25 protein-coding genes are annotated in these 23339 nt (G+C 70.9%); 7 read left to right on the forward strand and 18 right to left on the reverse strand.

The features are described 5' to 3' along the window. Positions 1-140 precede the first annotated feature (140 nt). On the forward strand, positions 141-803 hold the full coding sequence (locus MNOD_RS31835; RefSeq protein WP_244424827.1) for a sigma factor-like helix-turn-helix DNA-binding protein: 663 nt from the start codon (positions 141-143) through the stop codon (positions 801-803). 188 nt (positions 804-991) lie between these two features. Here the strand turns inward: MNOD_RS31835 and MNOD_RS31840 are convergent, their stop codons facing one another. The 5 genes from MNOD_RS31840 to MNOD_RS31855 all read right to left on the reverse strand — a co-directional run bounded on the left by MNOD_RS31840 (position 992) and on the right by MNOD_RS31855 (position 5572). Next, complete coding sequence (locus MNOD_RS31840; protein ID WP_015933064.1) at positions 992-1339, reverse strand: hypothetical protein; 348 nt, start codon at positions 1337-1339, stop codon at positions 992-994. Between the two features lie 231 nt (positions 1340-1570). Then, a complete protein-coding gene (gene cobT, locus MNOD_RS31845; protein ID WP_015933065.1) occupies positions 1571-3469 on the reverse strand; it encodes a cobaltochelatase subunit CobT in 1899 nt (632 codons plus the stop codon). Between the two features lie 4 nt (positions 3470-3473). Beyond that, positions 3474-3611, reverse strand: a complete 138-nt coding sequence (locus tag MNOD_RS47325) for a hypothetical protein (protein WP_015933066.1) — start codon at positions 3609-3611, stop codon at positions 3474-3476. A gap of 156 nt (positions 3612-3767) precedes the next feature. Then, the gene (gene cobS / locus MNOD_RS31850) at positions 3768-4751 is read right to left on the reverse strand and encodes a cobaltochelatase subunit CobS (RefSeq protein ID WP_015933067.1); all 984 of its coding nucleotides are present in this window, start codon (positions 4749-4751) and stop codon (positions 3768-3770) included. A gap of 200 nt (positions 4752-4951) precedes the next feature. Further along, positions 4952-5572 carry a J domain-containing protein gene (locus MNOD_RS31855; protein ID WP_015933068.1) on the reverse strand — a complete coding sequence of 207 codons (621 nt, stop codon included), beginning with the start codon at positions 5570-5572 and terminating at the stop codon, positions 4952-4954. Positions 5573-5706: 134 nt separating this feature from the next. On the opposite strand from MNOD_RS31855, the gene MNOD_RS31860 reads away from it, so the two are divergent. Continuing rightward, positions 5707-5988: a BolA family protein gene (locus MNOD_RS31860; RefSeq protein WP_015933069.1), complete on the forward strand. Its 282-nt coding sequence runs from the start codon at positions 5707-5709 to the stop codon at positions 5986-5988. Here the strand turns inward: MNOD_RS31860 and MNOD_RS31865 are convergent. From MNOD_RS31865 to queE, 5 genes are all read right to left on the reverse strand, one after another. Beyond that, positions 5921-7162 carry an MFS transporter gene (locus tag MNOD_RS31865; protein WP_015933070.1) on the reverse strand — a complete coding sequence of 414 codons (1242 nt, stop codon included), beginning with the start codon at positions 7160-7162 and terminating at the stop codon, positions 5921-5923. The genes MNOD_RS31860 and MNOD_RS31865 overlap by 68 nt on opposite strands. Before the next feature lie 267 nt (positions 7163-7429). After that, positions 7430-8596, reverse strand: coding sequence for an acetyl-CoA acetyltransferase (locus tag MNOD_RS31870; protein WP_015933071.1), 1167 nt, complete (start codon positions 8594-8596; stop codon positions 7430-7432). An 87-nt stretch (positions 8597-8683) separates the two neighbouring features. After that, a complete protein-coding gene (gene queC / locus MNOD_RS31875) occupies positions 8684-9385 on the reverse strand; it encodes a 7-cyano-7-deazaguanine synthase QueC (RefSeq protein ID WP_015933072.1) in 702 nt (233 codons plus the stop codon). A 184-nt stretch (positions 9386-9569) separates the two neighbouring features. After that, entirely contained in the window at positions 9570-9926 is a 357-nt protein-coding gene (gene queD / locus MNOD_RS31880) for a 6-carboxytetrahydropterin synthase QueD (protein WP_015933073.1), read from the reverse strand. Positions 9927-10038: 112 nt separating this feature from the next. Beyond that, entirely contained in the window at positions 10039-10671 is a 633-nt protein-coding gene (gene queE, locus MNOD_RS31885; protein WP_015933074.1) for a 7-carboxy-7-deazaguanine synthase, read from the reverse strand. Positions 10672-11010: 339 nt separating this feature from the next. Between queE and MNOD_RS31890 the strand changes: the two genes are divergently transcribed. Together MNOD_RS31890 and lgt are read left to right on the forward strand one after the other, a co-directional pair. Then, positions 11011-12483, forward strand: a complete 1473-nt coding sequence (locus MNOD_RS31890; protein WP_015933075.1) for a D-alanyl-D-alanine carboxypeptidase family protein — start codon at positions 11011-11013, stop codon at positions 12481-12483. 225 nt (positions 12484-12708) lie between these two features. Further along, entirely contained in the window at positions 12709-13557 is an 849-nt protein-coding gene (gene lgt / locus MNOD_RS31895; RefSeq protein WP_015933076.1) for a prolipoprotein diacylglyceryl transferase, read from the forward strand. Between the two features lie 289 nt (positions 13558-13846). Here the strand turns inward: lgt and MNOD_RS31900 are convergent, their stop codons facing one another. From MNOD_RS31900 to MNOD_RS31920, 5 genes are all read right to left on the reverse strand, one after another. Continuing rightward, positions 13847-14674: a phosphodiesterase gene (locus MNOD_RS31900; protein WP_015933077.1), complete on the reverse strand. Its 828-nt coding sequence runs from the start codon at positions 14672-14674 to the stop codon at positions 13847-13849. 5 nt (positions 14675-14679) lie between these two features. Beyond that, on the reverse strand, positions 14680-16005 hold the full coding sequence (locus MNOD_RS31905; protein ID WP_015933078.1) for an ABC transporter substrate-binding protein: 1326 nt from the start codon (positions 16003-16005) through the stop codon (positions 14680-14682). Between the two features lie 163 nt (positions 16006-16168). Next, positions 16169-16996, reverse strand: a complete 828-nt coding sequence (locus MNOD_RS31910; RefSeq protein WP_015933079.1) for a carbohydrate ABC transporter permease — start codon at positions 16994-16996, stop codon at positions 16169-16171. Further along, entirely contained in the window at positions 16993-17925 is a 933-nt protein-coding gene (locus tag MNOD_RS31915; RefSeq protein ID WP_015933080.1) for a carbohydrate ABC transporter permease, read from the reverse strand. Before MNOD_RS31915 ends, MNOD_RS31910 begins: the two co-directional genes overlap by 4 nt. A gap of 103 nt (positions 17926-18028) precedes the next feature. After that, the gene (locus MNOD_RS31920) at positions 18029-19420 is read right to left on the reverse strand and encodes a cytochrome P450 (protein ID WP_015933081.1); all 1392 of its coding nucleotides are present in this window, start codon (positions 19418-19420) and stop codon (positions 18029-18031) included. Positions 19421-19618: 198 nt separating this feature from the next. On the opposite strand from MNOD_RS31920, the gene MNOD_RS31925 reads away from it, so the two are divergent. Next, complete coding sequence (locus tag MNOD_RS31925; RefSeq protein WP_015933082.1) at positions 19619-20044, forward strand: RNA polymerase sigma factor region1.1 domain-containing protein; 426 nt, start codon at positions 19619-19621, stop codon at positions 20042-20044. A gap of 66 nt (positions 20045-20110) precedes the next feature. Here MNOD_RS31925 and MNOD_RS31930 read toward each other — a convergent pair whose 3' ends face one another. Then, positions 20111-21148, reverse strand: a complete 1038-nt coding sequence (locus tag MNOD_RS31930; RefSeq protein WP_015933083.1) for a DUF808 domain-containing protein — start codon at positions 21146-21148, stop codon at positions 20111-20113. Positions 21149-21240: 92 nt separating this feature from the next. After that, positions 21241-21612, reverse strand: coding sequence for a hypothetical protein (locus MNOD_RS31935; protein ID WP_015933084.1), 372 nt, complete (start codon positions 21610-21612; stop codon positions 21241-21243). A gap of 157 nt (positions 21613-21769) precedes the next feature. On the opposite strand from MNOD_RS31935, the gene MNOD_RS31940 reads away from it, so the two are divergent. Further along, positions 21770-22012, forward strand: coding sequence for a cysteine rich repeat-containing protein (locus MNOD_RS31940; protein WP_015933085.1), 243 nt, complete (start codon positions 21770-21772; stop codon positions 22010-22012). A 44-nt stretch (positions 22013-22056) separates the two neighbouring features. Here MNOD_RS31940 and MNOD_RS41925 read toward each other — a convergent pair whose 3' ends face one another. Then, on the reverse strand, positions 22057-22335 hold the full coding sequence (locus MNOD_RS41925) for a ribosome modulation factor (protein ID WP_015933086.1): 279 nt from the start codon (positions 22333-22335) through the stop codon (positions 22057-22059). Positions 22336-22394: 59 nt separating this feature from the next. On the opposite strand from MNOD_RS41925, the gene MNOD_RS31950 reads away from it, so the two are divergent. Next, positions 22395-23324 (forward strand): oxidoreductase, encoded by a 930-nt coding sequence (locus MNOD_RS31950; RefSeq protein WP_015933087.1) that lies wholly within the window; start codon positions 22395-22397, stop codon positions 23322-23324. The last annotated feature ends 15 nt before the right edge of the window (positions 23325-23339 follow it).

The raw sequence follows: 23339 nt of genomic DNA on the forward strand, positions 1-23339 counted from the left end.
GCGTGGTCTCCTGCGTCGGGCGTAGGGCGCCTGCCGCCCGGATGGCCTCGACGGTCGCATGGTCGTTCCGCGGCTGACCTTAAGGAGTGTCGCTTGAAGGAGGCGTAAGCGGCGAGGCTTGTCCCGGGCTTGCCCGGCAGATCACCGGGCGTCGACGCGAGACCTATATCGGTCCGTGGCTGCCCGAGCCAATCTTCGATCCTGAAGACACTGACACACCCGACGACATCACGCTGCCGCTGATGATCGCGTTGGAACGCCTGTCGCCACTGGAGCGGGCGGCGTTCCTGCTTCACGATGTCTTCGGCATGGAGTTCGATGCGGTCGGCGAAGCGATCGGGCGGGAGCCCGCCACCTGCCGCAAGCTCGCCAGCCGGGCGCGTGCTCATATTTACGACGCCCGCCCGCGATTTGCCGTCCCGAAGGAGCGAGGATTGAAGCTCGCGGCGGCCTTTTTCACGGCATCAAGAAGTGGCGACATGGCCGCGTTGCGGGCGTTGCTGGCGGAAGATGTCGTTGCCCATGCTGACGGCGGCGGCAAGGTTCCCGCGACGTTGCAGCCGTTGGTCGGTCTCGAAGCCGTCCTCGCGCGTCATGCCGGAATGGCTCGCGACTTCGCACTGAGCCCGTCGCGGCTCGTGCGTTATGCCGTGATCGACGGATTGCCGGGCTTCGTCACCATCGAAGGCGGCAACATCATGCAGACGACAGCCTTGCAGATCGAGGACGAGAAGGTCGTCGCCATCTACGTGACGCGCAATCCCGACAAGCTGCGAAACGTGCCCCTCGGCCCCGTGCACTGATCAAGGATGGCGTTGGTGTGTGGCGGCGCTCAGGCGCCGCCCGAGCCGAAGCGATAGACCGGGATGCCGAGCTTGCGGGCTTTGTCGGCGAGATTGTCCTGGCTGCGCCAGCAGCCTGGGCCGTTGGTATCACAGCCTCGGTCTGGCTCCCGGGTGCTTCGCGCACCGGAGCGGTGGTGGGCGGGAGATCAGTCCGGCTTGCGGGCGGCGCGCCGGGCCATCGTCGCCATGCCGGCGGGATCCACCGTCTTCTGCCAGCCGCTGCGCCCCTCCGCGAGGCCGTGCAGGCGGTAATGGACCAGCGGATTGATGCCTGCCTCCGCCACGTCCGGATTGGCGGAGAGATAGCCGGAGGTGCTGAACTGCGCGGAGGGATCGCGGCCCTCCTTCCAGCCGAATTTCAGGTAATGCTCCAGCGGGTCGCAGCCGTGCTCCGCCACATCCGGATAAGTGGCGAGGTAATAGACCGGGTCGAAGCCGCCCATGGCCCAGCCGGCGCGGGATTTAGGCTTGCGGTCAATGGTCTGCGACGTCATCGGTCCCGTGTCCCGTCCGGCACTGCAATCCGGCGCGTCATGCAGTGCAGTATGAGCCCTCTCCCAGAGGAATGGCCTCGCCGCGGCGCCGTCGATCGTCCTGATCATGCACAGCGAAGCTGAACGCAGCACAAATGCCGCCGGTCCGCCAGGATCCCAGAGGCCGGTTCTCTTAAGCCTAACCCAATTTCGCGCGCCGCCGCCCGAAGGGCAACGGCGCAGATGGTCGCTTCAGCGGCGTCCGCCAGCGGCGGCGCGGCGCGGCGGTGCTGCGGCGCTCTCGTCGAACAGCTCGGCCAGCTTCTCGGTCATCACGCCGCCGAGTTCTTCCGCGTCGATGATGGTGACGGCGCGGCGGTAATAGCGGGTGACGTCGTGGCCGATGCCGATGGCCAGAATCTCCACCGGCGAGCGGGTCTCGATCTCCTCGATGACGTAGCGCAGGTGGCGCTCCAGGTAATTGCCCGGATTGACCGAGAGTGTCGAATCGTCGACCGGGGCGCCGTCCGAGATCACCATCAGGATGCGGCGCTGCTCGGGGCGCGCGAGCAGGCGCTTGTGCGCCCAGTCGAGCGCCTCGCCGTCGATATTCTCCTTCAGCAGGCCCTCGCGCATCATCAGGCCGAGATTCTTGCGCGCCCGCCGCCAGGGGGCGTCCGCGGCCTTGTAGACGATGTGGCGCAGGTCGTTGAGGCGCCCAGGGGAGGGCGGCTTGCCGGATTGCAGCCACGCCTCGCGGGACTGGCCGCCCTTCCAGGCCCGGGTGGTGAAGCCCAAGATCTCGACCTTGACGCCGCAGCGCTCCAGGGTCCGGGCGAGAATGTCCGCGCAGGTCGCCGCCACGGTGATCGGCCGCCCGCGCATCGAGCCCGAATTGTCGAGGAGGAGCGTGACCACCGTATCGCGGAAATTGGTGTCCTTCTCCTGCTTGAAGGAGAGGGGCTGGAACGGGTCGATGACGACGCGGGGCAGGCGGGCCGGGTCGAGCTGGCCCTCCTCCAGGTCGAAGTCCCAGGCCCGGTTCTGCTGGGCGAGCAGCCGCCGCTGCAGGCGGTTGGCGAGCCGTCCGACGACGCCCTGCAGGTGGGCGAGCTGCTTGTCGAGGTAGGAGCGCAGACGCGCGAGCTCGTCCGCATCACAGAGTTCCTCGGCGTGGATCACCTCGTCGAACTTCGCCGTGTAGACCCGGTAATCCGGACCGCGGGGCTCGTGCGCGCGGGGATTCGGCGGGCGCCAGGATTCGGACGCCTCCTCGGAATCCGCCTCCTCGGCGTCGTCCGGCAACTCGCCGGACGGGGCGTCGGCGGCCTCGGTGGCTCCCTCGTCGAGATCGTCCGACGCCTCGTCCGAGACCTCGACCTCGGCCCGGTCGCCCTGGCTCTGCTGCTCGGCCTCGCCCTCGCCGGCCTGCTGCTCGTTCTCCTTCGCCTCGGTCTCGTCCTCGCTCTCCTCGTCCTCGGGGTCGAGGGGCGCCTCGTCGGCCATGTCGAGGGAGGTGAGGAGGTCGCGCACCGAGCGCGCGAAGGCGCGCTGGTTCTCGATGCTGCCGAGGAGCCCGTCGAGACTCCGCCCGGCGCGCGCCTCGATGAAGTCGCGCCAGAGCTCCACGATGCGGCCGGCGGCCTCCGGCGGCTTCTGTCCGGTCAAGCGCTCGCGCACCATCAGGGCGACGGCATCCTCCAGGGGGGCGTCGGCCCGGTCGGTGATCTCCTCGTACTTGCCGCCGCGGTGATAGCGGTCCTCCAGCATGGCGGTCAGGTTCGCGGCGACGCCGGTCATGCGGCGCGAACCGATCGCCTCGACCCGGGCCTGCTCGACGGCGTCGAACACCGCGCGGGCGGGCGCGCCCTCGGGTGCCATCCGGCGGTGCACGGCGGCGTCGTGGCAGGCGAGGCGCAGGGCCATCGAATCCGCATGGCCGCGCAGGATCGCCACATCGGCCGCCGCGAGCTTGCGGGGCGGCTCGGGCAGGCGCGCCTTGTCGGCGGTCAGGGCCGGCCGGTCCGAGGCGAAGGTGACCTCGATCTCGGGCTTGCGGGCGATGGCGCGGAGCGTCCCGGCGAGCGAGCGCTTGAGCGGCTCGGCCACCGGCTCGCGCTTCTCGCCGGGCTTGCGGTTGGAGAGGGACATCCGGCTACTTCTTCACGGAGTCGAGGTCGAAGGGGCGCCCCCGGAGGTCGTCCCAGGCGTAAGCGTCGTCCGCGTAGCGCGTCCGGACCTGAGCCGGCCGCGTCTCGCCGGAAAGCTGCTCGCTCAGGACCCGATCCGCCATGCGGGACACCTCCGTATCATACCAACGGCCCAGGCTGCTGAGGCGGCGGGTGCTGCCGCATCGGGCCGTTGACTGTCTCGAATTTTCGACATCAAGCCAGAGGCTTGGCGAAAATCCGAGAACGGAACCAACGGTCATTTTCAATGACCGTCAGTATCAGCTCAGCGCGACGTTGACCGCGCTCTCGGGCAGCTCCTTGCCGAAGGAGCGCTGGTAGAACTCCGCCACCAGCGAGCGCTCCAGCTCGTCGCACTTGTTGAGGAAGGTGACCCGGAAGGCGAAGCCGATGTCGTTGAAGATGTCGGCGTTCTCCGCCCAGGTGATCACCGTGCGGGGGCTCATCACGGTCGAAAGGTCGCCGTTGATGAAGGCGTTGCGGGTGAGGTCGGCGACGCGGACCATCTTGTTGACGATGTCGCGCCCGCCCTCGCCGCGGTAATGCGGCGCCTTCGACAGGACGATGTCGACCTCGCGGTCGTGCGGCAGGTAGTTCAGCGTGGTGACGATCGACCAGCGGTCCATCTGGCCCTGGTTGATCTGCTGCGTGCCGTGATAGAGGCCGGAGGTGTCGCCGAGCCCGACGGTGTTCGCCGTGGCGAAGAGCCGGAAGGCGGGGTGGGGGCGGATCACGCGCTTCTGATCGAGCAGCGTCAGGCGGCCCGAGACCTCCAGCACGCGCTGGATCACGAACATCACGTCGGGGCGGCCGGCATCGTACTCGTCGAAGACGAGCGCAACGTTGTTCTGCAGCGCCCAGGGCAGGATGCCGTCCTGGAAGGCGGTGACCTGCTTGCCGTCCTTGAGCACGATCGCGTCCTTGCCGACGAGATCGATGCGCGAGACGTGGCTGTCGAGGTTGATGCGCACGCAGGGCCAGTTGAGGCGCGCGGCGACCTGCTCGACATGGGTGGACTTGCCGGTGCCGTGATAGCCCGTGATCATCACCCGGCGGTTCTTCGCGAAGCCCGCCAGGATGGCGAGCGTGGTCTCGCGGTCGAAGATGTAGTCCGGGTCGAGATCGGGGACGTGCTCGTCGGTCTTGGAGAAGGCCGGCACCTCAAGGTTCGAGTCGATCCCGAACACCTGGCGCACGGACACATTCATGTCCGGGAGAGCGGGTAGCGTGTCTTCAGCGAGCATTAAGGGCCTCGTCGGGGCAGGGGTGCCTCTCGGGGCGGCCCTGCGGATGTCGCGACGGCGCGGGGGTGCCGGCAGGCGCCGCCTTTCCTTATCGTTCTGGGGGAGCCGGCGCAAACGTACCAACGACCCTGATATAGGCGGGCCGTCCCCCGGTTGCGAGACCCGTCGGCGGGCCGGATGCGAGATCCGTGCCCGCTTCCTCAGCAGAGCCCGGCGGCCCGCAGGGTGTCGTGGGCCCGGATGATGTCGCGCAGGCGGTCCTCGAAGGAGCGGTCGCCGCCATTCGCGTCCGGATGGAAGCGCTTCACCAGCACCTTGTACTGCGCCTTGATGGCGGCGGCATCCGCGCCCTCGTCGAGACCCATCACGTCGAGGGCCTTGCGCACGGGGGCGGAGAAGCGCGGGCGCTGCGGCTCCGCCTTGGCGCGGCCGCGGTCGGGCCCGATGCCGCCCGCCCGCAGGATGCCGAGCGGATCGACGTAGTCCCAGTCGCGGGTCGCCGCCGAGGGCTTCCCGGCCCCGCGGCCGGCGCGGTTGACGCCCATCGACCAGGTCGGCCGGTGGCCGATCACCGCGTCCTTCTGGAAGGCCTGCACGGCCGCGTCGTTCATGCCCGCGAAGTAGTTGTAGGAGGCGTTGTACTCGCGGACGTGCTCCATGCAGAAGCGCCAGTACTGGCCCTCCTGGCGGCGGCCCTTCGGGGCGCGGTGGAGCCCCGGCTGGGTGCAGCCCGGCCGCTCGCAGACCGGCCCCTCCGCCGCGGCGTCGTCGCAGGTGGGCTTGATGCGGATGCGGTCGAACAGGGGCGAGTTGAGATCCATGGCAGGGCGATTATGAGGAGGCCCCGGCAGGGCACAAGGGCTGCGGGCCTGATGCCGCAGGTGCGCCGGGACGGATTGACACGGGCGGTACGGCCCTGCCCCCGGGAATTACCCCGAACGCAGGATGGCACCCGATGAGCTTGGGCGAGTGGATCAGGACAACGCTGGAGGAGCGGCTAAGGCCGACGGCGCTCACCGTCATCGACGAGTCGCACCAGCATGAGGGCCATGCCGGATGGCGGGAAGGCGGGGAGACCCATTTCCGCCTCGATGTGGTGTCGGAGGCCTTCGAGGGGAAGAGCCGGGTCGAGCGCCACCGCATGGTGAACGCACTCCTCGACGAGGCCTTCAGGCGCGGCCTTCACGCGCTCGCCCTGCGGGCGCGGACCCCGGCGGAGGCGGCATCGCAGCCGTGAGCGAAGGGGCCCGCGGCGCGAAGGCGTAGAGCGCGGTGGCGCCGAGCAGCGCGGCCCCGAAGGCGACGAACAGGCGGCCGTAGAGCGTCGCCGGATCGGCCCCCTCCGCGGAGAGCGCAGTGGCCGAGAGCCCCTGCGCGGCGCTCGCCCCGCCCATGAACAGGATGTTCATGAAGGACACGCCCCGGCCGAGCAGGTGGGCCGGGAAGAAGCGGCGGGCATGCGCCATCAGGATGGCGTAGCTCAGGCCCGCCCCGCCGATGATCGCGAGCAGGGCCACGGCCAGCCCGGCCGAGCGGCCGCCGAGGAGGCCGAGCGCCGCGAAGGCGAGCCCGGTGACGAGGCAGCCGCCGAGCGCCGTGCGCTTGGGATCGCGCAGCAGCCGCTCCAGCGGCCCGTAGCCGATGGCGCCGATCGCCATGGCGACGCTCATGGCGAGCGCGCCGTTGCCGCGGGCGAGCGCGTCGAAGCCGTGCACGCTGCCGAGATAGGAGCCGATCCAGAGCGACCGGGTGGCGATCACCACCGCGTAGCTCACGAACGCCACGGGGTAGATCAGCCAGAGCGGGCGCATCGCCGCCACCGTGGCGAAGCCCCGCAGGAGACCGCCCCGGGCCGGATCCGCGAGGCGGGGCGGATCGCGGATGAGGGCGAGGATCAGGAGGGCGCATGCCGCCGTGACGGCGGCGAGCCCGAACAGGATCGGCCGCCAGCCGAACGCCTGCGCGGCGAGGGCGAGCGGCGTGGAGCCGAGGAGGTCGCCCGCGGTGCCGAACCCGATCATCAGCGAGGAGAGCATGGCGAAGCGCTCGGGCGGATAGAGGCGGCCGAACAGGTAGAGGCTGCCCATCAGGGCGGGCGCGCAGCCGAGGCCGATCAGGGCCATGCCGGCAAGCGCCCCGGCAAAGCCCGTGGCGGCCGCGAGCGCCCCCGTGCCGAGGGAAGCGGCGAGCAGGAATCCCGCGACCGTGCGGCGCGGGCCGAACCGGTCGAGGCTCAGCCCGGTCGGCACCTGGCCCGCCGCGAAGGCCGCGAACCAGGCGGAGGACAAGAGCGCGAGATCGGAGGCATGCAGGCCGAGGTCGCGTCCGAGGTCCGGCGCCACCATGGCGAGGAAGCCGCGGTCGAACTGGCTGATCGTATAGGCGAGGAGGAGGACCAGGAAGGCCGTCACGGCGGCTCCGTGCGGTCGCGCCATCGCAGCCGAGGCGCCACGATCGCGTCGGTCACAGAAGAGGGTGCGAGGAACCCCTCTCCCGAGTGGGAGAGGGGCAGGCGATCAAAGATCGCGCGTGAGGGTGGCAGGGCTTCAGGATCAAGCGCAGAGCGGTGAGCTGGCAGCGGGACGGTCCCAGCTTCCTGCTGAACCGTAGCACCCTCGCCCCTAGCCCTCTCCCGAACGGGAGAGGGGTTCCTCGCGCCGCAGGAGGCGGCCCGGCGATTACTTGATCCGCTCCAGCACGCTCACGTAGTTCGCGACTGCGACACCGCCCATGTTGAACACGCCCGCGAGCGTGGCGCCCGGGATCTGCATGCCGCCGGCCTCGCCGCAGAGCTGCATGGCCGAGAGGGCGTGCATCGAGACGCCGGTGGCGCCGATCGGATGGCCCTTGGCCTTGAGGCCGCCCGACGGGTTGACGGGCAGGCGGCCGTCCTTGCGGGTCCAGCCCTCGCGGATCGCCTCGGCGCCGCGCCCTTCCGGGGTCAGCCCCATCGCCTCGTACTCGATGAGTTCGGCGACCGTGAAGCAGTCGTGCGTCTCGACGAAGGAGAGGTCGTCGAGGGTGATGCCGGCCTTCGCGAGCGCCTGGGACCAAGCCACCGCGCAGCCCTCGAAGCGCAGCACGTCGCGCTTCGACATCGGCAGGAAGTCCTGGGCATGGGCGGTCGAGCGGAAGGCCACCGCCCGGCGCATGCGCAGAGCCGTCTCGGTGTCGGCGAGCACGAGCGCGGCGGCGCCGTCGGAGACGAGCGAGCAATCGGTGCGCTTGAGGGGGCCGGCGACGATCGGGTTCCTCTCGGATTCGGTGCGGCAGAACTCGTAGCCGAGATCCTTGCGCATCTGCGCGTAGGGGTTGGCGACGCCGTTCTGGTGGTTCTTGGCGGCGATCATCGCGAGCGCGTCGGACTGATCGCCGTGGCGCTGGAAGTAGCGGGCCGCGATGCCGCCGAACACGCCCGCGAAGCCCGCCGGGGTGTCGCCCTCCTCCGGCAGATAGGAGGCCTTGAGCAGGTTGACGCCGATCTCGCGGGGGGGCGTGCGGGTCATCTGCTCGACGCCGACCACCAGCACCACGCGGGCCTGCCGCGCCGCGATGCTCTTGATGCCCTGGTGCACCGCCGCCGACCCGGTGGCGCAGGCATTCTCGACCCGCGTCGCGGGCTTGAAGCGGAAGCCGTCATTCGCCTGCAGCACCAGCGAGGCGGTGAAGTCCTGGGGCGAGAAGCCGGCGTTGAAATGGCCGAGCACGATCTCGTCCACGTCCGAGGCGCCGATGCCCGCATGGGCCAGGGCCTCATCGGCCGCCCGCACCACGAGGCTCTCGACGGTTTCGGCGTCGTGCTTGCCGAACGGCGTATGGCTCCAGCCGACGATGCAGGCGGTCATGTCCTGGTCTCCTCCCGGGGCCGTGGCCGGTCGGGCCGGCCCGTTAGGCCTGTTGTGCGCGAGCGGGCGTGCCGGCACAAGCGCGCGTCAGGCTGCCCTGAACCGCGCGTAGCCCGCGGCCCGCAATTCGCAGGCCGGGCAGGTGCCGCAGCCATAGCCCCAGGCGTGGCGCTCGCCGCGCTCGCCGCGATAGCAGGTATGGCTGTCCTCGACGATGAGATCCACCAGCGCCTCGCCGCCGAGCGCCTCGGCGAGCCGCCAGGTCGCGGCCTTGTCGATCCACATGAGCGGCGTGTGGAGCACGAAGCGCCGCTCCATGCCGAGATTGAGCGCGACCTGGAGCGCCTTGATGGTGTCGTCGCGGCAATCCGGATAGCCCGAATAATCGGTCTCGCACATGCCGCCGACGATGTGGCGCAGGCCCCGCCGGTAGGCGAGCGCCGCCGCGAAGGTCAGGAAGACGAGGTTGCGGCCGGGCACGAAGGTGTTGGGCAGCCCGGTCTCGGCCAGGGCGATGGCGCTGTCGCGGGTGAGCGCCGTCTCGGAGATCTCGCCCAGCACCCCGAGCGGCAGGGTGTGGTCCGGGCCGAGCCGCGCCGCCCAGGCGGGATCGAGCGCCGCGAGGCCCGCCCGCAGCCGGTCGCGGCAGTCGAGCTCGACCCGATGGCGCTGGCCGTAGTCGAAGCCGAGGGTCTCGACCCGCCCGAAGCGCTCGAGCGCCCAGGCGAGGCAGGTGGTGGAATCCTGCCCGCCGGAGAACAGCACCAGCGCGCCCTCGCTCGTCTCCATCGTCTCGTCTCCCGGCGATGGGTCTCAGGTGGACCGCGGACCGCCCTCACGCAAGCCGGATGCCGCCACCCATCAGGTCTCTGGCCGGCTTTCGCCGGCCACCTCAGCATGAGGAGCGGGGCGGCTGCCACGCAGGTCAGTTCCGATTGAGCCGCCCGCTGCGCCCGGGGGCGCCTCCTTGCGGTCAGTCGCCCGTATACTCGGCCCAGGAGAGCGGCGTCTCGAACACCTTGACCGACGACAGGGCAGGCAGGGCCGGACGGGCGCGGTTCCAGATCCAGATGGCGATGTGCTCGGCCGTCGGATTCTCCAGGCCGGGCAAATCGTTGAGGCAATGATGGTCGAGTTCGGCGAGGAGCGGCGCGAAGGCGTGCTCCACGTCGTAGAAATCCACCACCCAGCCGGTATGCGGGTCGACCGGCCCGTCGAGCGTCAGCTCGACCCGGTAGGAATGCCCGTGCATCCGGCGGCAACGGTGGGTTTCGGGTACGTTCGGCAGCCAGTGGGCGGCCTCGAACGTGAAAGCCTGGGTGATCTTCATCGATGGCACATGCGATTGCGGGTGTTGCGCGCGGTCAGGCCCCCATAGCACCGGGCGAGGGCGGGCAGAACCGCTTTGGTGGAAGAGCCGCCGGGCGGATCGGGGCGAGGAGTCAGGGAATGCCGATCAGCTTGTGGGTCTGGAGGCTGAGGCGCCAGCGGGCATCGCGCAGGCAATAGGCGACCGCGGCTTCGGTATTGGCGAGCCGGTCCGGCCCGTCCATCGGCTGGAGCCAGAAATGCCGGAAGTCGAGGCCGACCAGGTCCTCGGGCCGCAGGCCCGCCTGTGGATAGACGAGCTTCAGCTCGTCGCCGCGGGTGATGCGCAGGGGCGCACCGGCCTTGGGGCTGACGCAGATCCAGTCGAGCCCCTCCGGCGCATCCTGCGTGCCGTTGGTCTCGACCGCGGTGGCGAAGCCGCGGGCGTGCACGGCCGCGAGCAGGGGCGCGTCGAGCTGGAGCAGGGGCTCGCCGCCCGTGAAGACGACGTAGCGCCCGTCGCGCCCGCCGCCCCAGGCGGCCGCGATCGCGGCGGCGAGCGCCTCGGCATCGGCGAAGCGGCCGCCGCCCTCGCCGTCGGTGCCGACGAAATCCGTGTCGCAGAAGCGGCAGATCGCGTCGGCCCGGTCGGCCTCGCGCCCGCTCCACAGGTTGCAGCCGGCAAAGCGGCAGAACACGGCGGCGCGGCCGGCCTGGGCACCCTCGCCCTGCAGGGTGTGGAAGATCTCCTTGACGGCGTAGCTCATCGGGACTCCGGACCCGGCCGAAATCCGGGCATGCCTCGCCCTGCCAGATGGGGATGGTTCGGTGCAACCGCATCCCTGCGCGGAGGCGCGGTGCGGGGCCGCACCGCGCCTCCGCGCCGCTTTCTGTGGAGTGGGAGTGGAACACGCCGCCTGGGCAGCAGGCTGCCATGCTGCCGCCACGGTGCACGCGTTGATGCGAAGCCGAGCGGCGCTGTCAAAAGCGTCGCCCTTGCCCTACACTGAGGGTCCGTCGTCCATGGGGTGCCTGAAGGGCGGTGCGGTTCCGACGGGGCCGCGCGGGCGTCACGGGGCGGGATCGGCCCGACGGGGATGCGACTGATGACCAAACCTGCGCCGCTCGCGCGGCTGCTCGGGCGTTTCGCGGGCCTCGCCGCCCTCCTGGCGGCGGGCGCCGCCGGCGCCGTCACCCAGCCGATGCTGGTGGTCGACGTGGATTCCGGCAAGGTGCTCTACAGCCAGGCCGCGACGGATCCCTGGTACCCGGCCTCGATCACCAAGCTGATGACCACCTACGTGGCCCTCGACCTGGTCCGCCAGGGCCGGGCCTCGATGGACCAGCTCCTCACCATCTCGCCCGAGGCCGCGTCCGAGCCGCCCTCCAAGATGGGCTTCAAGCCCGGCACGCAGATCACCCTCGACAACGCCCTCAAGATCATCATGGTGAAGTCGGCCAACGACGTCGCCTGGGCGATCGCCGAGGGGCTCGCGGGCTCCGTCGACAACTTCGCCGTGCTGATGAACGAGACCGCCCAGCGGCTCGGCATGCGCGACAGCCGCTGGGTCAACCCGAACGGCCTGCCGGATCCCCGGCAATGGACCTCGGCCCGGGACATGGCGATCCTCGGCCGCGCGCTCCTGCGCGACTTTCCCGACAACCGCGACCTGTTCTCGATCTCGGCGATCCAGTTCGGCCGGGCGGTGATGCCGAACCACAACGGCCTGCTCGGGCGCTACGCGGGCGTCGACGGGATGAAGACCGGCTTCATCTGCGCGGGCGGCTTCAACGTGGTGGCGAGCGCGACCCGCAACGGGCGGCGGATCATCACCGTGGTGATGGGCCAGCCCACCGCCCGCGAGCGCGACCTGAAGGCCGCCGACCTGTTCGATTACGGCTTCGGCCAGAGCAGCTGGGGCGGGACCTCGCTCGCCGATCTGCCAACCTCGCCGGCGGCGGCTCCGCCCGACATGCGGCCCTATATCTGCGACAAGCGCCGACCGATGCCGACGGATTCCGATTCCTCGGCCGTGACGGCGAGTTCCAATAACGACACCACCGCCGCGCAGCTGATGGGGGGAAGCGCGCCGCCTTCTGCCGCGCTCGCCTTCGCGACCATGAGCAGCGCGGCGCTCAAAGGGCGCACGCTGCCGCCGCGGGCGCCCCTGCAGCCCGTCCTGGTCTGGGTCGGCCGCGACCCGGCCGAGAGCGCGATCGCCGCGGCGGACGAGCCCGCGGAGAAGCCCGCGCCCGCTCCGCGCGTGAAGGCCGCCCGGGCCAAGCCCGCCAAGCCTGCACCCGCCCCGAGCCGCGCCATCGCGGCGACCGGCGCGACCGTGCCCCAGCCGAAGCTCCTCGCCCGCGGCCGCGCCGCCGCCCCGGCCTCGGCCACGGCCTTCGCCCCGGCGCCGCGCACCACGCCGGTGATCGCGGAGGGCAAGGGTGCCGCCAAGGCCGCGGCGAAGCCCGCCGCCAAGCACGTCAAGGACGAGAAGCCGAAGGCCGACAAGCCCAAGACCGTGGCCGCCAAGACCGTGGCCGCCAAGTCCGGCAGCGCGAAGCAGAAGAGCAACTGACCGGCGCGCCGACGGCTCGCCGGCCTGTGCGGTGCTCCTGAATCGAAACGGCTTGTCGTGCGGCGGGTGGTGCTATGGCCGCCCGTTCCTGTCCCGAACATGCTCTTGGATGCCCCGGACAATCCTCATGCCGAGGCCGGTGCGCCTGCGGGATGATTGCGTTCGAGAAGTCGGCCGTGCTCGACATCGGGGGTCAATCGATCCGCCTGATCGGTCAGGGCCTGGATGGGGGAGCCCGATTGCATATCCGGTCCGCTCTTGCACTTCCCCACCATCGACCCCGTGCTGGTCCAGATCGGCCCCGTCTCGATTCGCTGGTATGCCCTGGCCTATATCGCCGGCCTGGCCGGCGCATGGTGGCGGGCCCGGTGGATGATCGCCGATGCGCGGCTCTGGAGGGAGCGCCCCTGCACGCCCGCTCAACGCGATGATCTTCTCGTCTGGACTGCCATCGGCGTCGTCGCGGGCGGCCGGCTCGGCCAGGTTCTGCTCTACGAACCGGGCTACTATCTCGCCCATGTGTGGGAGATTCCGCAGGTCTGGCGTGGCGGCATGTCGTTCCATGGCGGGCTGACCGGAGCGGCGCTGGCCCTGATCCTGTTCTGTCGGTGCAATCGCCTTCCGATCCTGCCCACACTCGACCTCGCCAGTGCCACGGCGCCCATCGGATTGTTTCTCGGGCGGCTGGCGAACTTCGTGAATGGCGAGTTGTGGGGGCGCACCACTGATGTGCCCTGGGGGATCGTCTTTCCGACAGGCGGCGACCTGCCGCGACATCCCAGCCAGCTCTACGAGGCTGCCCTGGAGGGGGCGGCATTGTTCATCGTGCTGGACGTCCTGGTGCGTGCGGGTGCCTTGAGGAGGCCCGGGCTCGTCGCGGGTGCCTTCGGCTATGCCGGCGCACGGTCCTTCTGCGAACTCTATCGCGAGCCGGACGGAGTGGCGTTTGGCGGCCTTCTGACGCTTGGGCAGAGCTACTCCCTGCCGATGGCGATGATCGGCGTCGGCCTCATCGTGGCCGCGCTGCGACGCGGGCCCGGCGCGATACGCCCGGCCAGCGCACCCTGCTCCTGAGGTACAGAGCACCCGGCCGCGCGTGATGAGAGCATTCGACCGGTTCCGGGCAGCCGATTCGCCGAGTGCGTCATCCGACATCCGCTTGCCGGCTGCGCTTAATGCGCCGCGGAACTCCGCGCCGCGCGGGCGCGATGACACCGTCTCCGAACGCTCCGTTCGGAGACGGTGTCACACGCAAAGATCGAGAGCGGAATCCGCTCCAACCTGACCGGAATTCGTTCTCGAGCGCCTTTCAAAAGGCCGGACGGAGACCGGAGTGTGGAGCCCGCGAGACCGGTCTCCCGCCTCACGCCTGGCCCGGATAGTCCGGGTCGAGCACGAAGGGGAAGGGGCCCGGATAGCGCTCCACATAGGCCATGTGCGAGACGAGGCCGGTCTCGGGGGTGTAGCGGTGGAGCTGGAAGGCCGGCGGCTCCAGCACGAGGCCGCTGTCGCGCGACGGCATCAGGTCGAGGGCGACCTGATGGGCGACGCTCGGCGCCACGAGGGCGAGCGTGCCCGCATAGCGCGCCTGGATCGGCCGGTGATGGTGGCCGCAGACGATGCGCTCGATATTGGCATGCGCGCCGACCAGGGCGCGGAAGCGCGCCTCGCCGTCGATGAGGCGGATCCGGTCCATGTCCTCCATCCCGCAGGCGAAGGGCGGATGGTGCATGAACAGGAGCGTCGGCCGGTCGCGGCCCGCCGCCAGCGCGTCCTCCAGGAAGGCGAGGCGCCGCTCGCAGAGCTCCCCGTGGCTCGACCCCGGCACCAGGGTGTCGAGGCCGATCAGGCGCATCGGCCAGTCATCGACCACGTACTGGACGAAATCCTGCGTCGCGTCGGGCAGCCAGGCCGCGGGAAGTCCCGCCCGCAGCGCCTCCCGCCGGTCGTGGTTGCCGGGCACGACGAAGATCGGGATCGGCAGGCGCCCGAGCAGGCTGCGCAGGAGCGCATATTCCTCGGGCAGCCCGCAATCCGTGAGGTCGCCCGTGACCAGCACCACGTCGGGGCGGGGTTGAAGGGCGATGAGCGCGTCGATCGCGCGCTCCACCAGCATGTTGGTCTCGGCCACACGGTAGGCCGGGCGCCCGCGAGGGCGCACGTGCAGGTCCGTGATCTGGGCGATCAGCATCGCGCTCACTCCGCGCCCGGCAGACGCAGCGCCGTGCTCTCGACATAGGGACGCATGATCGCGTCGGCAGCCTTCTGGGCGGTGGCGAGTGCCTCCTTGGGCTGGCGCTTGCCGGACAGCACCGCCTGCAGCTCGTCCTCGATCGCCTTGCGCACCGGCACCGTGCGGTAGGTGGCGAACCAGGGCTTGGCGTTGGCGAGCTGGTCGACGGCGATCTTCGCGTCGGGGTTCTTCTCCAGGAAGGCCTTCATGTCGGGCAGGTCATAGGCGGCGCGGTTGGGCGCGAAATAGCCCGTGATCCGGCTCCAGCGGCCCGAGATCTCGGGCGAGGTCAGCCACTTGATCAGCGTCCAGCTGTCCTTGCGGACCTCCGGGTCGAGGCCCGTGGGCTGGACCAGCGAGGCGCCGCCGATCGGCACCGCCTGGCGCACGTTCATCGGCACGAAGGCGACCCGGAACGGGAACTTGACGCTGTCGCGGATGAAGGTGAGCGAGCCCGTGGAAAGAATCATCATCGAGGACTGGCCGGCCAGGAACGAGCCCGTGACCGCCGGCCCCTTCTGCTCGCCGGCCGGATGCACCTTGGCCTTGTGCACCAGATCCGACCAGAAGGTGAGGGCGCCGAGCATGCTCGGCGTGTCGTAATAGACCTCGCCGCCATATTCCTCGTTGTACCAGCGCCCGCCATTCGACAGGGTGAGGGCTTCGAGGATCCAGCCCCCGTAATCGTAGTTCGACGGCATCGTCAGGCCCCAGCGCGTGGTGCGCTCGCCCTCGCGCCTGGTCAGCTTGCGGGCGGCCGCCGCCAGCTCGTCCCAGGTCCGCGGCGGCTTGTCCGGGTCGAGGCCGGCCTCCCGGAAGTGGTCGGCATTGTAGTAGAGGAGGGGGGTCGAGTTGTGGAACGGCACCCCGTAGATCTTGCGGTCGACGGTGGCGTTGGCGTGGAGCGCCGGGAAGAACTGGTTCATGAAGGCCTCGGGCGTGCGGCCCTCGGCAGCGATGAGGTCGTCGAGCGGCGCGATCTCGCGCTCGATAGCGAGGTCGGTGAGGAAGTTCGCCGACATGATGACGACGCCCGGGGGCTTGCCGGCCTTGATGGCCGCGCGGGTCTTGAGGAGCGTGTCGTCATAGGAGCCGGTGAAGACCGGCGTGACCTTGGTGCCCGGATGGGAGTCGTTGAACTCCTTGATCAGGCTCGTCATGCTGCGGGCGAGCGCCCCGTCCACCGGAACCGGGAAGAACAGGTCGAGATCGGCGGCGCGGGCATTGGTCGCCAGGCTGCCGGCGAGGAAGACGGCTGCGATGCGCGCAGCCTTCCGCCACAGGGACATGGGCTTAAGGTCCTTTTCGTTATGGAATACCAACGACCCGAGATGCTGGCGCATCGGGTCGTTGACCCATCTCGAATGGTCGACACAAGCCTTTGGCTTGGCGACTCTCCGAGAGCGGAACCAGCGGTCACATGAAAATGACCGTTGGTAAGGCCCGGCCCCCTCACTTGAGGCCGGAGGCGAGGAAGCTGTTCACGAAGCGGCGCTGGAACAGCAGGAAGGCGACGAGGAGCGGCGTGCTCACGATGAGCGTGCCGGCCGCGATCACGCCCCAGGCCTGGGTGCCCTCGGCGCTGAGCGTGAAGGTGGCGAGCCCGAGGGTCAGGGGACGGCGGTCGGGCGAGTTGATGACGATCAGGGGCCAGACGAACTCGTTCCAGTGCGCCGTGACCGAGACGATCGAGAAGGCGATGACCGTAGGCTTGGTCAGCGGCAGGTAGACGTGGCGGATGATCTCCCACCAGCGCGCCCCGTCGATCAGCGCCGCCTCCTCCAATTCGCGCGGCACTTCGCGAAAACTCTGGCGCAGGAGGAAGGTGCCGAAGGCGGTGGCGCAATAGGGCGCCATCACGCCCGGCAGCGTGTCGTAGAGGCCGAGCGCCGCCACCGTCTTCAGGTTCGGCACCAGCAGCACCACCGGCACCAGCATGAGCTGGATCAGGAAGGCGTAGAACAGGAGGGTGCGGCCGGGGAAATCGAGCCGCGCGAAGGCATAGGCCGCAAGCGACGCGGTGACGAGCTGCACCGCCAGGATGCCGGCGCAGATCAGGATCGTGTTGAGGGCGTAGAGCGGGAACTCCGCCGAGGCCCAGGCCTCCGCCAGGTTGGCGAGGCTCGGGGCCGTGCTCGGGATCAGCGAGGCCATGCTGCCGACCGGCAGGCCGGGCGGACGCGACGCCGCGACGAGCATCCAGACGAAGGGCACGGCCCAGATCAGCCCGAGGAGCACGGTCGCCGCGCGCCCGAGCCGGGGAGAGAGTTCGCGGGTCACCGGGCATCCTCCAGCCGATGCTCGACCCGCCGCAGGGAGGTGGCGGTGAGCGCGATGAGCATCGTCAGCGTCACCACGGTGGCGGCGGCGGCCTTGCCGGCGTCGTAGCGCTCCACCGCCTGTTCGTAGATGTAGAACAGGAGGAGCTTCGTCGCGTCGGACGGCCCGCCCTTGGTGAGCACGAAGACGTGGTCGACCTGCGTCACCACGTTGAGGAGCGCGATGACGAGCACGAAGGCCAGGGTCGGGCGCAGGGCGGGCAGGGTGATGAAGCGCAGGCGCTGCCAGGGCCCGGCCCCGTCGAGGAGGGCGGCCTCGCGCAGCTCGGCGGGGATCGCCTGCAGCCCCGCCAGGAAGAACAGCATGTAGTAGCCGGCATTCTTCCAGACCGTGAGCACGCTGATCGAGATCAGCGCGAGGTCCGGATCACCGAGCCAGTTCGCGCCCGCGAGCCCGAGCTTGGCGAGGTGATAGTCGATGAGCCCGAGCCCGGGCAGGAACAGGAACAGGAACAGCGAGGCCGCGGCGACGAGCGGGATCAGCACCGGCAGGAAGAAGACGGCGCGCAGGAGCGTGGTGAGGCGCCCCCCGCCGTCGAGGGCCAGCGCGAAGCCGAGCGCCAGAACGAGGCTCGGGCCGACCGTCATGAGCGCGTAGAGGCCCGTATGGACGAGCGAGGCGCGGAAGCTCGGATCGGCGGCGAGCGCGGCGAAATTCTCGAGGCCCACGAACCGGCTGCCCTGCCGCGAGACCGCGTGCGTGGCATCCCACAGGACCTCGGCCACCGGCCAGTAGGTGAAGAGGGCAAGGAAGATGAGCGACGGCAGCAGCAGCCCGAAGGGCAGCAGCGCGCGGGCGGGCAGCCTGCCCTGAGCCGGGCGGGCCGCCTGCGGGGCAAGCGTCGGGATCTGTTCGAGAGCGTGTGACACGGGACTCCGCCGAATTCATCGACGGCGCCCTCATCACGGGGTTTGATGACAGGCGGATGAAACCACGGGCCCGGGTGTCTTCCTTTAAGTCACCAGGTGGCGTTCAGCCGTCCCGCCTCGCCACCCGCATCGGCATGCCCTCGGCGGGCCGCAGCGTGATGCGCTGCTTGAGGGTCGGCACGAAGCCCGGGGCGAGGCGGAAGTGCAGTGAGCGGATCAGCACCGCCAGGACCGCCACGGCCTCCAGCATCGCGAAGCTCATGCCGATGCAGATGCGCGGCCCCGCACCGAAGGGCAGGTAGGCGTAGCGGTCGCGGGCCTTCGCCGCCTCGGGGGCGAAGCGGTCCGGGTCGAAGCGGTCGGGATCGTCCCACAGCCGCGCGTGGCGGTGGATGGCGTAGATCGGCACCGTCACGGGCGTGCCGCGCGGCACGCGGTGGCCGCCGATCTCGACATCCGCCAGGGCGGCCCGCACGATGACCGGGGCCGGGGGATAGAGCCGCATCGCCTCCAGGATGGTCTGGCGGGTGAAGGCCAGCGCCTCGACATGGCCCGGCTCTACGGAGCCGCCCCCGGTGACCGCCTCGATCTCGGCGACCACCCGGGCCTCGATTCCGGGGTGGAGCGCGAGCAGGTAGAGGGTCCAGGCGAGGGCGAGCGCGGTGGTCTCGTGGCCCGCCGTCACGAAGGTCAGGAGGTTGTCCGCGACGTCGCGGTCGTCCATGGCCCGGCCCGTCTCCGGGTCGCGGGCGGCGACGAGGAGGCTCATGAGGTCGTTGCGGCCCTCCACCCCGGTCCGGCGCATGTCGGCCACGAGACGCAGGAGCTCATCGCGCAGGTAGCCGCGCGCCCGCTCGGACCGCGTCCGGCCCGGATAGGGCATCCAGGCGGGCGCCCGCAGGAGCGTCATCGCGAAGATCCAGCTCGTGGATTCGAGATAGTCGGTGATGCCCTGCTCGACCCGCGCCACGTCGATCTGTCCGTCGCCCGACAGCATCGTGGCGACGATGATGTCGAAGGTCGTGCGCATCATCATCTGCGCGAGGTCGGTCTCGGCTTCCGGCGGCCCGGCGGCGAGGGCATCGCGGGTGCGCTCCGCCGCCGCGATCATCGCCGGCAGGAAGCTCACGATGCGCTCGTTGCGGAAGATCGGCGCGGCGGCGCGCCGCTGCCAGCGCCAGCGCGCCCCGTCCGCGGTCAGGATCGCGTCGCCGAGCGCCGGCGAGAGCGAGCGCCGCAGCACCTCGGACTTCTCGAAGGATTCGGCCTGATCGACCAGCACCGCGCGCACCAGGGCCGGATCCATCACGTACAGGGTGGGGCGGCCGAGGAAGGAGGAGCGGTAGACCGGGTCGCGGTAGACCGCCCGAGGCCAGGTCTCGAAGGGGTTGCGCAGCACGGTGCGGAAGAAGCGCAGCGGGCTCAGGGGAGCCTCCGGCGGCACCAGGCGAGCCGTCGGCGGTCGCTCCAGCGGGAGCGTCGGATGCGCGTTCATGCCTCTCGCCTGTCCTTCCGCGCCCGGCGGCGCGCCCCTCAAGGTCGGGACGTCACCGGCCGGCATCAAGACGCGCGGCCCCGAGCGTGGGCGCAGGATCGCGGCGGACCTGGGCAGCAGCGTGGCCGTCCCCGAGAAACGCATGGCCCGCCCGGGGCGTTGATGCTCCGCGCCGCCGGGGCGCCCGGGAGATCCGCCATGCCGCCCGCCTTCGACCGCGCGACCCTCGACCGCCTGATCGCGCGGGGCCGCGCGCAGGGCCAGCTGACCACGGCGGACCTGCGCCGCGAGCTGCCGATCGACGGCATGAGCCCGGACACGATCGCGCTCGTGCTGATCGAACTCGAGGAGGCCGGCATCCCGGTGGAGCTGGAGGAGAGCCTGCTGGCGCCGGGGCGTGCCGCCCCCTCGGCGCTCCCGCCCGCCGAGCTGCCGCAGCGGAACAGGGCGGCCGCCGAGCCGCCCGCCGCCGCACCGCCCGCTGCCGCGGCGGCCGCACGGCCCGCCCCACCGGCCGCACCCGGATCGCCCCCCTGGGCGACCGGGGCCCATCGGGCGGTGATGCTCGCGGGCCTCGCGGCGCTGATCCTGGCGCTCCTCGTGGTCGCCGTGGTCACCCATTGAGGCCGCCTTCGAGGATCCCGGTCGCAGCCGGCGGCGCCCGCCCGGGAGACGGGGGACGCTGACCCTTCAGGTTGAGATCGCCCGCAGGCTCGCGAGCGCCGGCGTCACCACGTGGCGCGCGAGCGGGATCACCAGAGCGCCGACGAGAAGCCCGAGCAGGCCCGACAGGGCTGCCGTCACGGTCCACTCCGCCGCAGCCCTGCCGGCCGGAACCGCGTCCGCCGCTCCCTGCGCCGCATGCTCGATCGCGTGGCCGATCGCCGCCAGGCCGAAGCTCTCCAGCCCGTGCACGATGATCCCCCCGCCGACCCAGATCATCGCCGCCGTCCCGACGATCCCGAGGCCGCGCAGGAGCACTGGCATGCCGCGCACCATCCCGCGCCCGAGGCCCCGGGTCAGGAGCGCGAGGGCCCGGTCGGCCGGCGTGGCGGAGGGCCTGGGCGGAACGCGCAGGCCCAGCAGCGAGGAGGCCGGGCGGCTCTCGCGCGCCAGGGCGAGCCCGACGTCATCCGCCTTCACGATCAGGGCGACCACCCCGTAGACGAGCGCGGTGATCCCGATGCCGACCGCCGCGAGGACGAAGATCTGAGTGCCGAGGCGCGCCTCCGAGACCGTCGCGAGCGTGAGCGCCATGATCTCCGCGGACAGGATGAAGTCGGTCTTGATGGTGCTGCGTACCTTTTCGTCTTCGAGGGCCTTCGGGTCGCGCGGCACGGGGTCTTCGGCCTCCTCCGCATGCGCCGCATGCGGCCACAGGGCCTCGTGCACCTTCTCGGCGCCCTCGAAGCACAGATAGGCCCCGCCGATCATCAGGAGCGGCGTGAGGAGCCAGGGCGCCAGGAAGCTGAGCGCCAGCGCTCCGGGCAGCAGGAACAGCAGCTTGTTCTTCAGGGAGCCGAGCGCGATCTTGCCGATGATCGGCAACTCGCGGGAGGCGGAGAGCCCGACGACGTAGCGGGGCGTCACCGCCGTGTCGTCGATGACCACCCCGGCCGCCTTGGCGCTGGCGCGCGCGGCCTGCGAGGCCGCATCGTCCAGGGAGGCCGCCGCCATCTTGGCCAAGCCGGCAATGTCGTCGATGAGGGCGATCAGGCCTGTTGCCATGGGGGATCCTGTTGCGGCGGTCGGAAATCAGGATAGCGCGGCGGTCTCATGCGACGGAACCGGCGCGGCCGAACCGTGGGACACTGCGGATGTCAGCTCGCCTCGAGGCGCTGTCCGGCCTCGCCGTAGCCCAGCGCGGCGGCCTTGCGGTTCACGATCCCGCACCGGAGGGTCGTGCGTTCGAGGCCGTCGATGGCGTCGAGCAGGCGGTCCCGGGCCGGCCCGACCCGCTCCGGCTCGGTCTCGGGCGGGGTCTCGGCGAAATCCACGGCGGTGATCAGGACCCGGTCGCGCGCATCCTCGATTCGCGGATCCCGCTCCACGTGCCCGCGCACATCCTCGTCCCAGGCCCGGATCACCGCCCAGGGCAACTCGTCGGGCTGCAGCACGCCCGGATGGGCGTGCGCCCGGCTCCGGGCGGATGCCGCCGCCCTCCGGATCAGGCTGACGAGCTTCGCCTCCATCCCGGCCTCCTTCCGATTGTCCGACATCGGATCAGGCAAAGCGCGGGAGCGTCGGCCGTTCCCCGCCGGCCGCCGCGGGTCGGACACCCCTGGATTTACCGGTCGTGCCGCGTATCCTTGCCGCGCCGAAGACTCGGCAAGAACAGGGAGGATCTCCGTGGGCAGAGTGATCATCGTCGCCTGTTTCGCAATCCTGGTGACCCTTGCGGCGACCCGGAGCTACGCGCAAGGGGCGGATTCGCAGCAGGCCTGCCAGCCGGACGCCGCGCGGTTGTGCAGCGCGGCGGGTTCCGACCCGCAGCGCGTCGAAGCCTGCCTGCGGAAGAACCGCAAGAGCCTGAGCGCCGCATGCCGGGCCGCCATGGGCGGACGGAAGGGCAAGGCCACCCGGAGCCAGTGAAGCAAGTCCTCGCCAGAGCCGCCAGCGGCCTGACGGGGAGCCCGTCAGGCCTTCCCGGGGGCGTCCGGCGGGCCCTCGCGCAGGACGTGCGGCGGGCTCGGCTCGGGCGCCGTTCCCGACTGGGCGGCATCGTATCCGGCGAGCCACTGGGCGCAGGCGGCGGTGCCGTGCGCGTAGGGGCAGGCGTCGCGGCTCAATCCCTTTCCCGGCGCGTAGTAGCCGAGCGCGTAGTGATCGATGTTGTCGTCCGGAATCTCCGGCATGGCGTCCTCGTCGGCGAAGCGGTCGGGCAGGCAACGCGCACCGGCCGCGAAGCGTCTCATCACATCGTCCGCCTGAGCCCGCCCGGGAACGTCCGTCCGCCCGAGATGATTGGTCGGTCATGCCCCGCTCTCCCTGGACAGAATCCGACATCCCGCCTCAGACCGGCCGGCTCGCCATCGTCACCGGAGCCACGAGCGGGATCGGGTACGAGGCGGCCCGCGCCCTCGCCCGGGCCGGGGCCCGGGTCGTGCTGGCCGTGCGCGACGAGGCCAAGGCCCGCCGCGCAGCGGCGTCGATCCGGCAGGCGCATGCCGCCGCAGACCTCGAGATCCGCCCGCTCGACACCGCCCGACTCACCTCCGTCCGCGCCTTCGGCCAGCTCTGGCAGGAGGAGGGGCGCGCCATCGACATCCTCCTCCTGAATGCCGGGATCGCCTCCGTGCCGCGGCGGGAGGAGACCGAGGACGGGTTCGAGCGGCAGCTCGCCACCAACTATCTCGGCCATTTCGCCCTGGCCGGGCTGCTCCTGCCGTCCCTGCAGGCGGCGCCCGCCGCGCGGATCGTCGCGGTGGCGAGCCTCTCTCACCGGCAGGCCCGCCTGCATTTCGAGGATCTGCAGCTGCGCGGATCCTACGGCGCGCAAGAAGCCTACCGGCAGTCGAAGCTCGCCATGCTGATGTTCGGGCTCGCCCTCGACCGCCGCCTGCGCGCGGCCGGCTCGCCGGCCCGGGCGATCCCGGTCCATCCCGGCATCGCCCGGACGGACATCTTCCGCCGCGGCGATCGGGCAGGCGCCATCGAGCTGTTCGCCGGGCGCGCCATCTTCGCCCTGATCGGCCAGAGCGCAGCGCAGGGCGCGCTGCCCCTGCTGTTCGGGGCGACGGCGCCGGAGGCGGAGGGCGGCGCCTATTACGGGCCGGACGGCATTTGGGAGGCGCGGGGCTTTCCAGCCCCCGCCCGGATCGCCCCGCAGGCCCTCGACCCGGCCGCCGCCGACCGGCTCTGGCGCGTCTCCGAGGAGCTGACCGGGGTCACCTACCGGTTCTGACCCGGGCGGCGCCCG

Origin of the sequence: Methylobacterium nodulans ORS 2060, assembly GCF_000022085.1 — a bacterium.
Taxonomy (GTDB): domain Bacteria; phylum Pseudomonadota; class Alphaproteobacteria; order Rhizobiales; family Beijerinckiaceae; genus Methylobacterium; species Methylobacterium nodulans.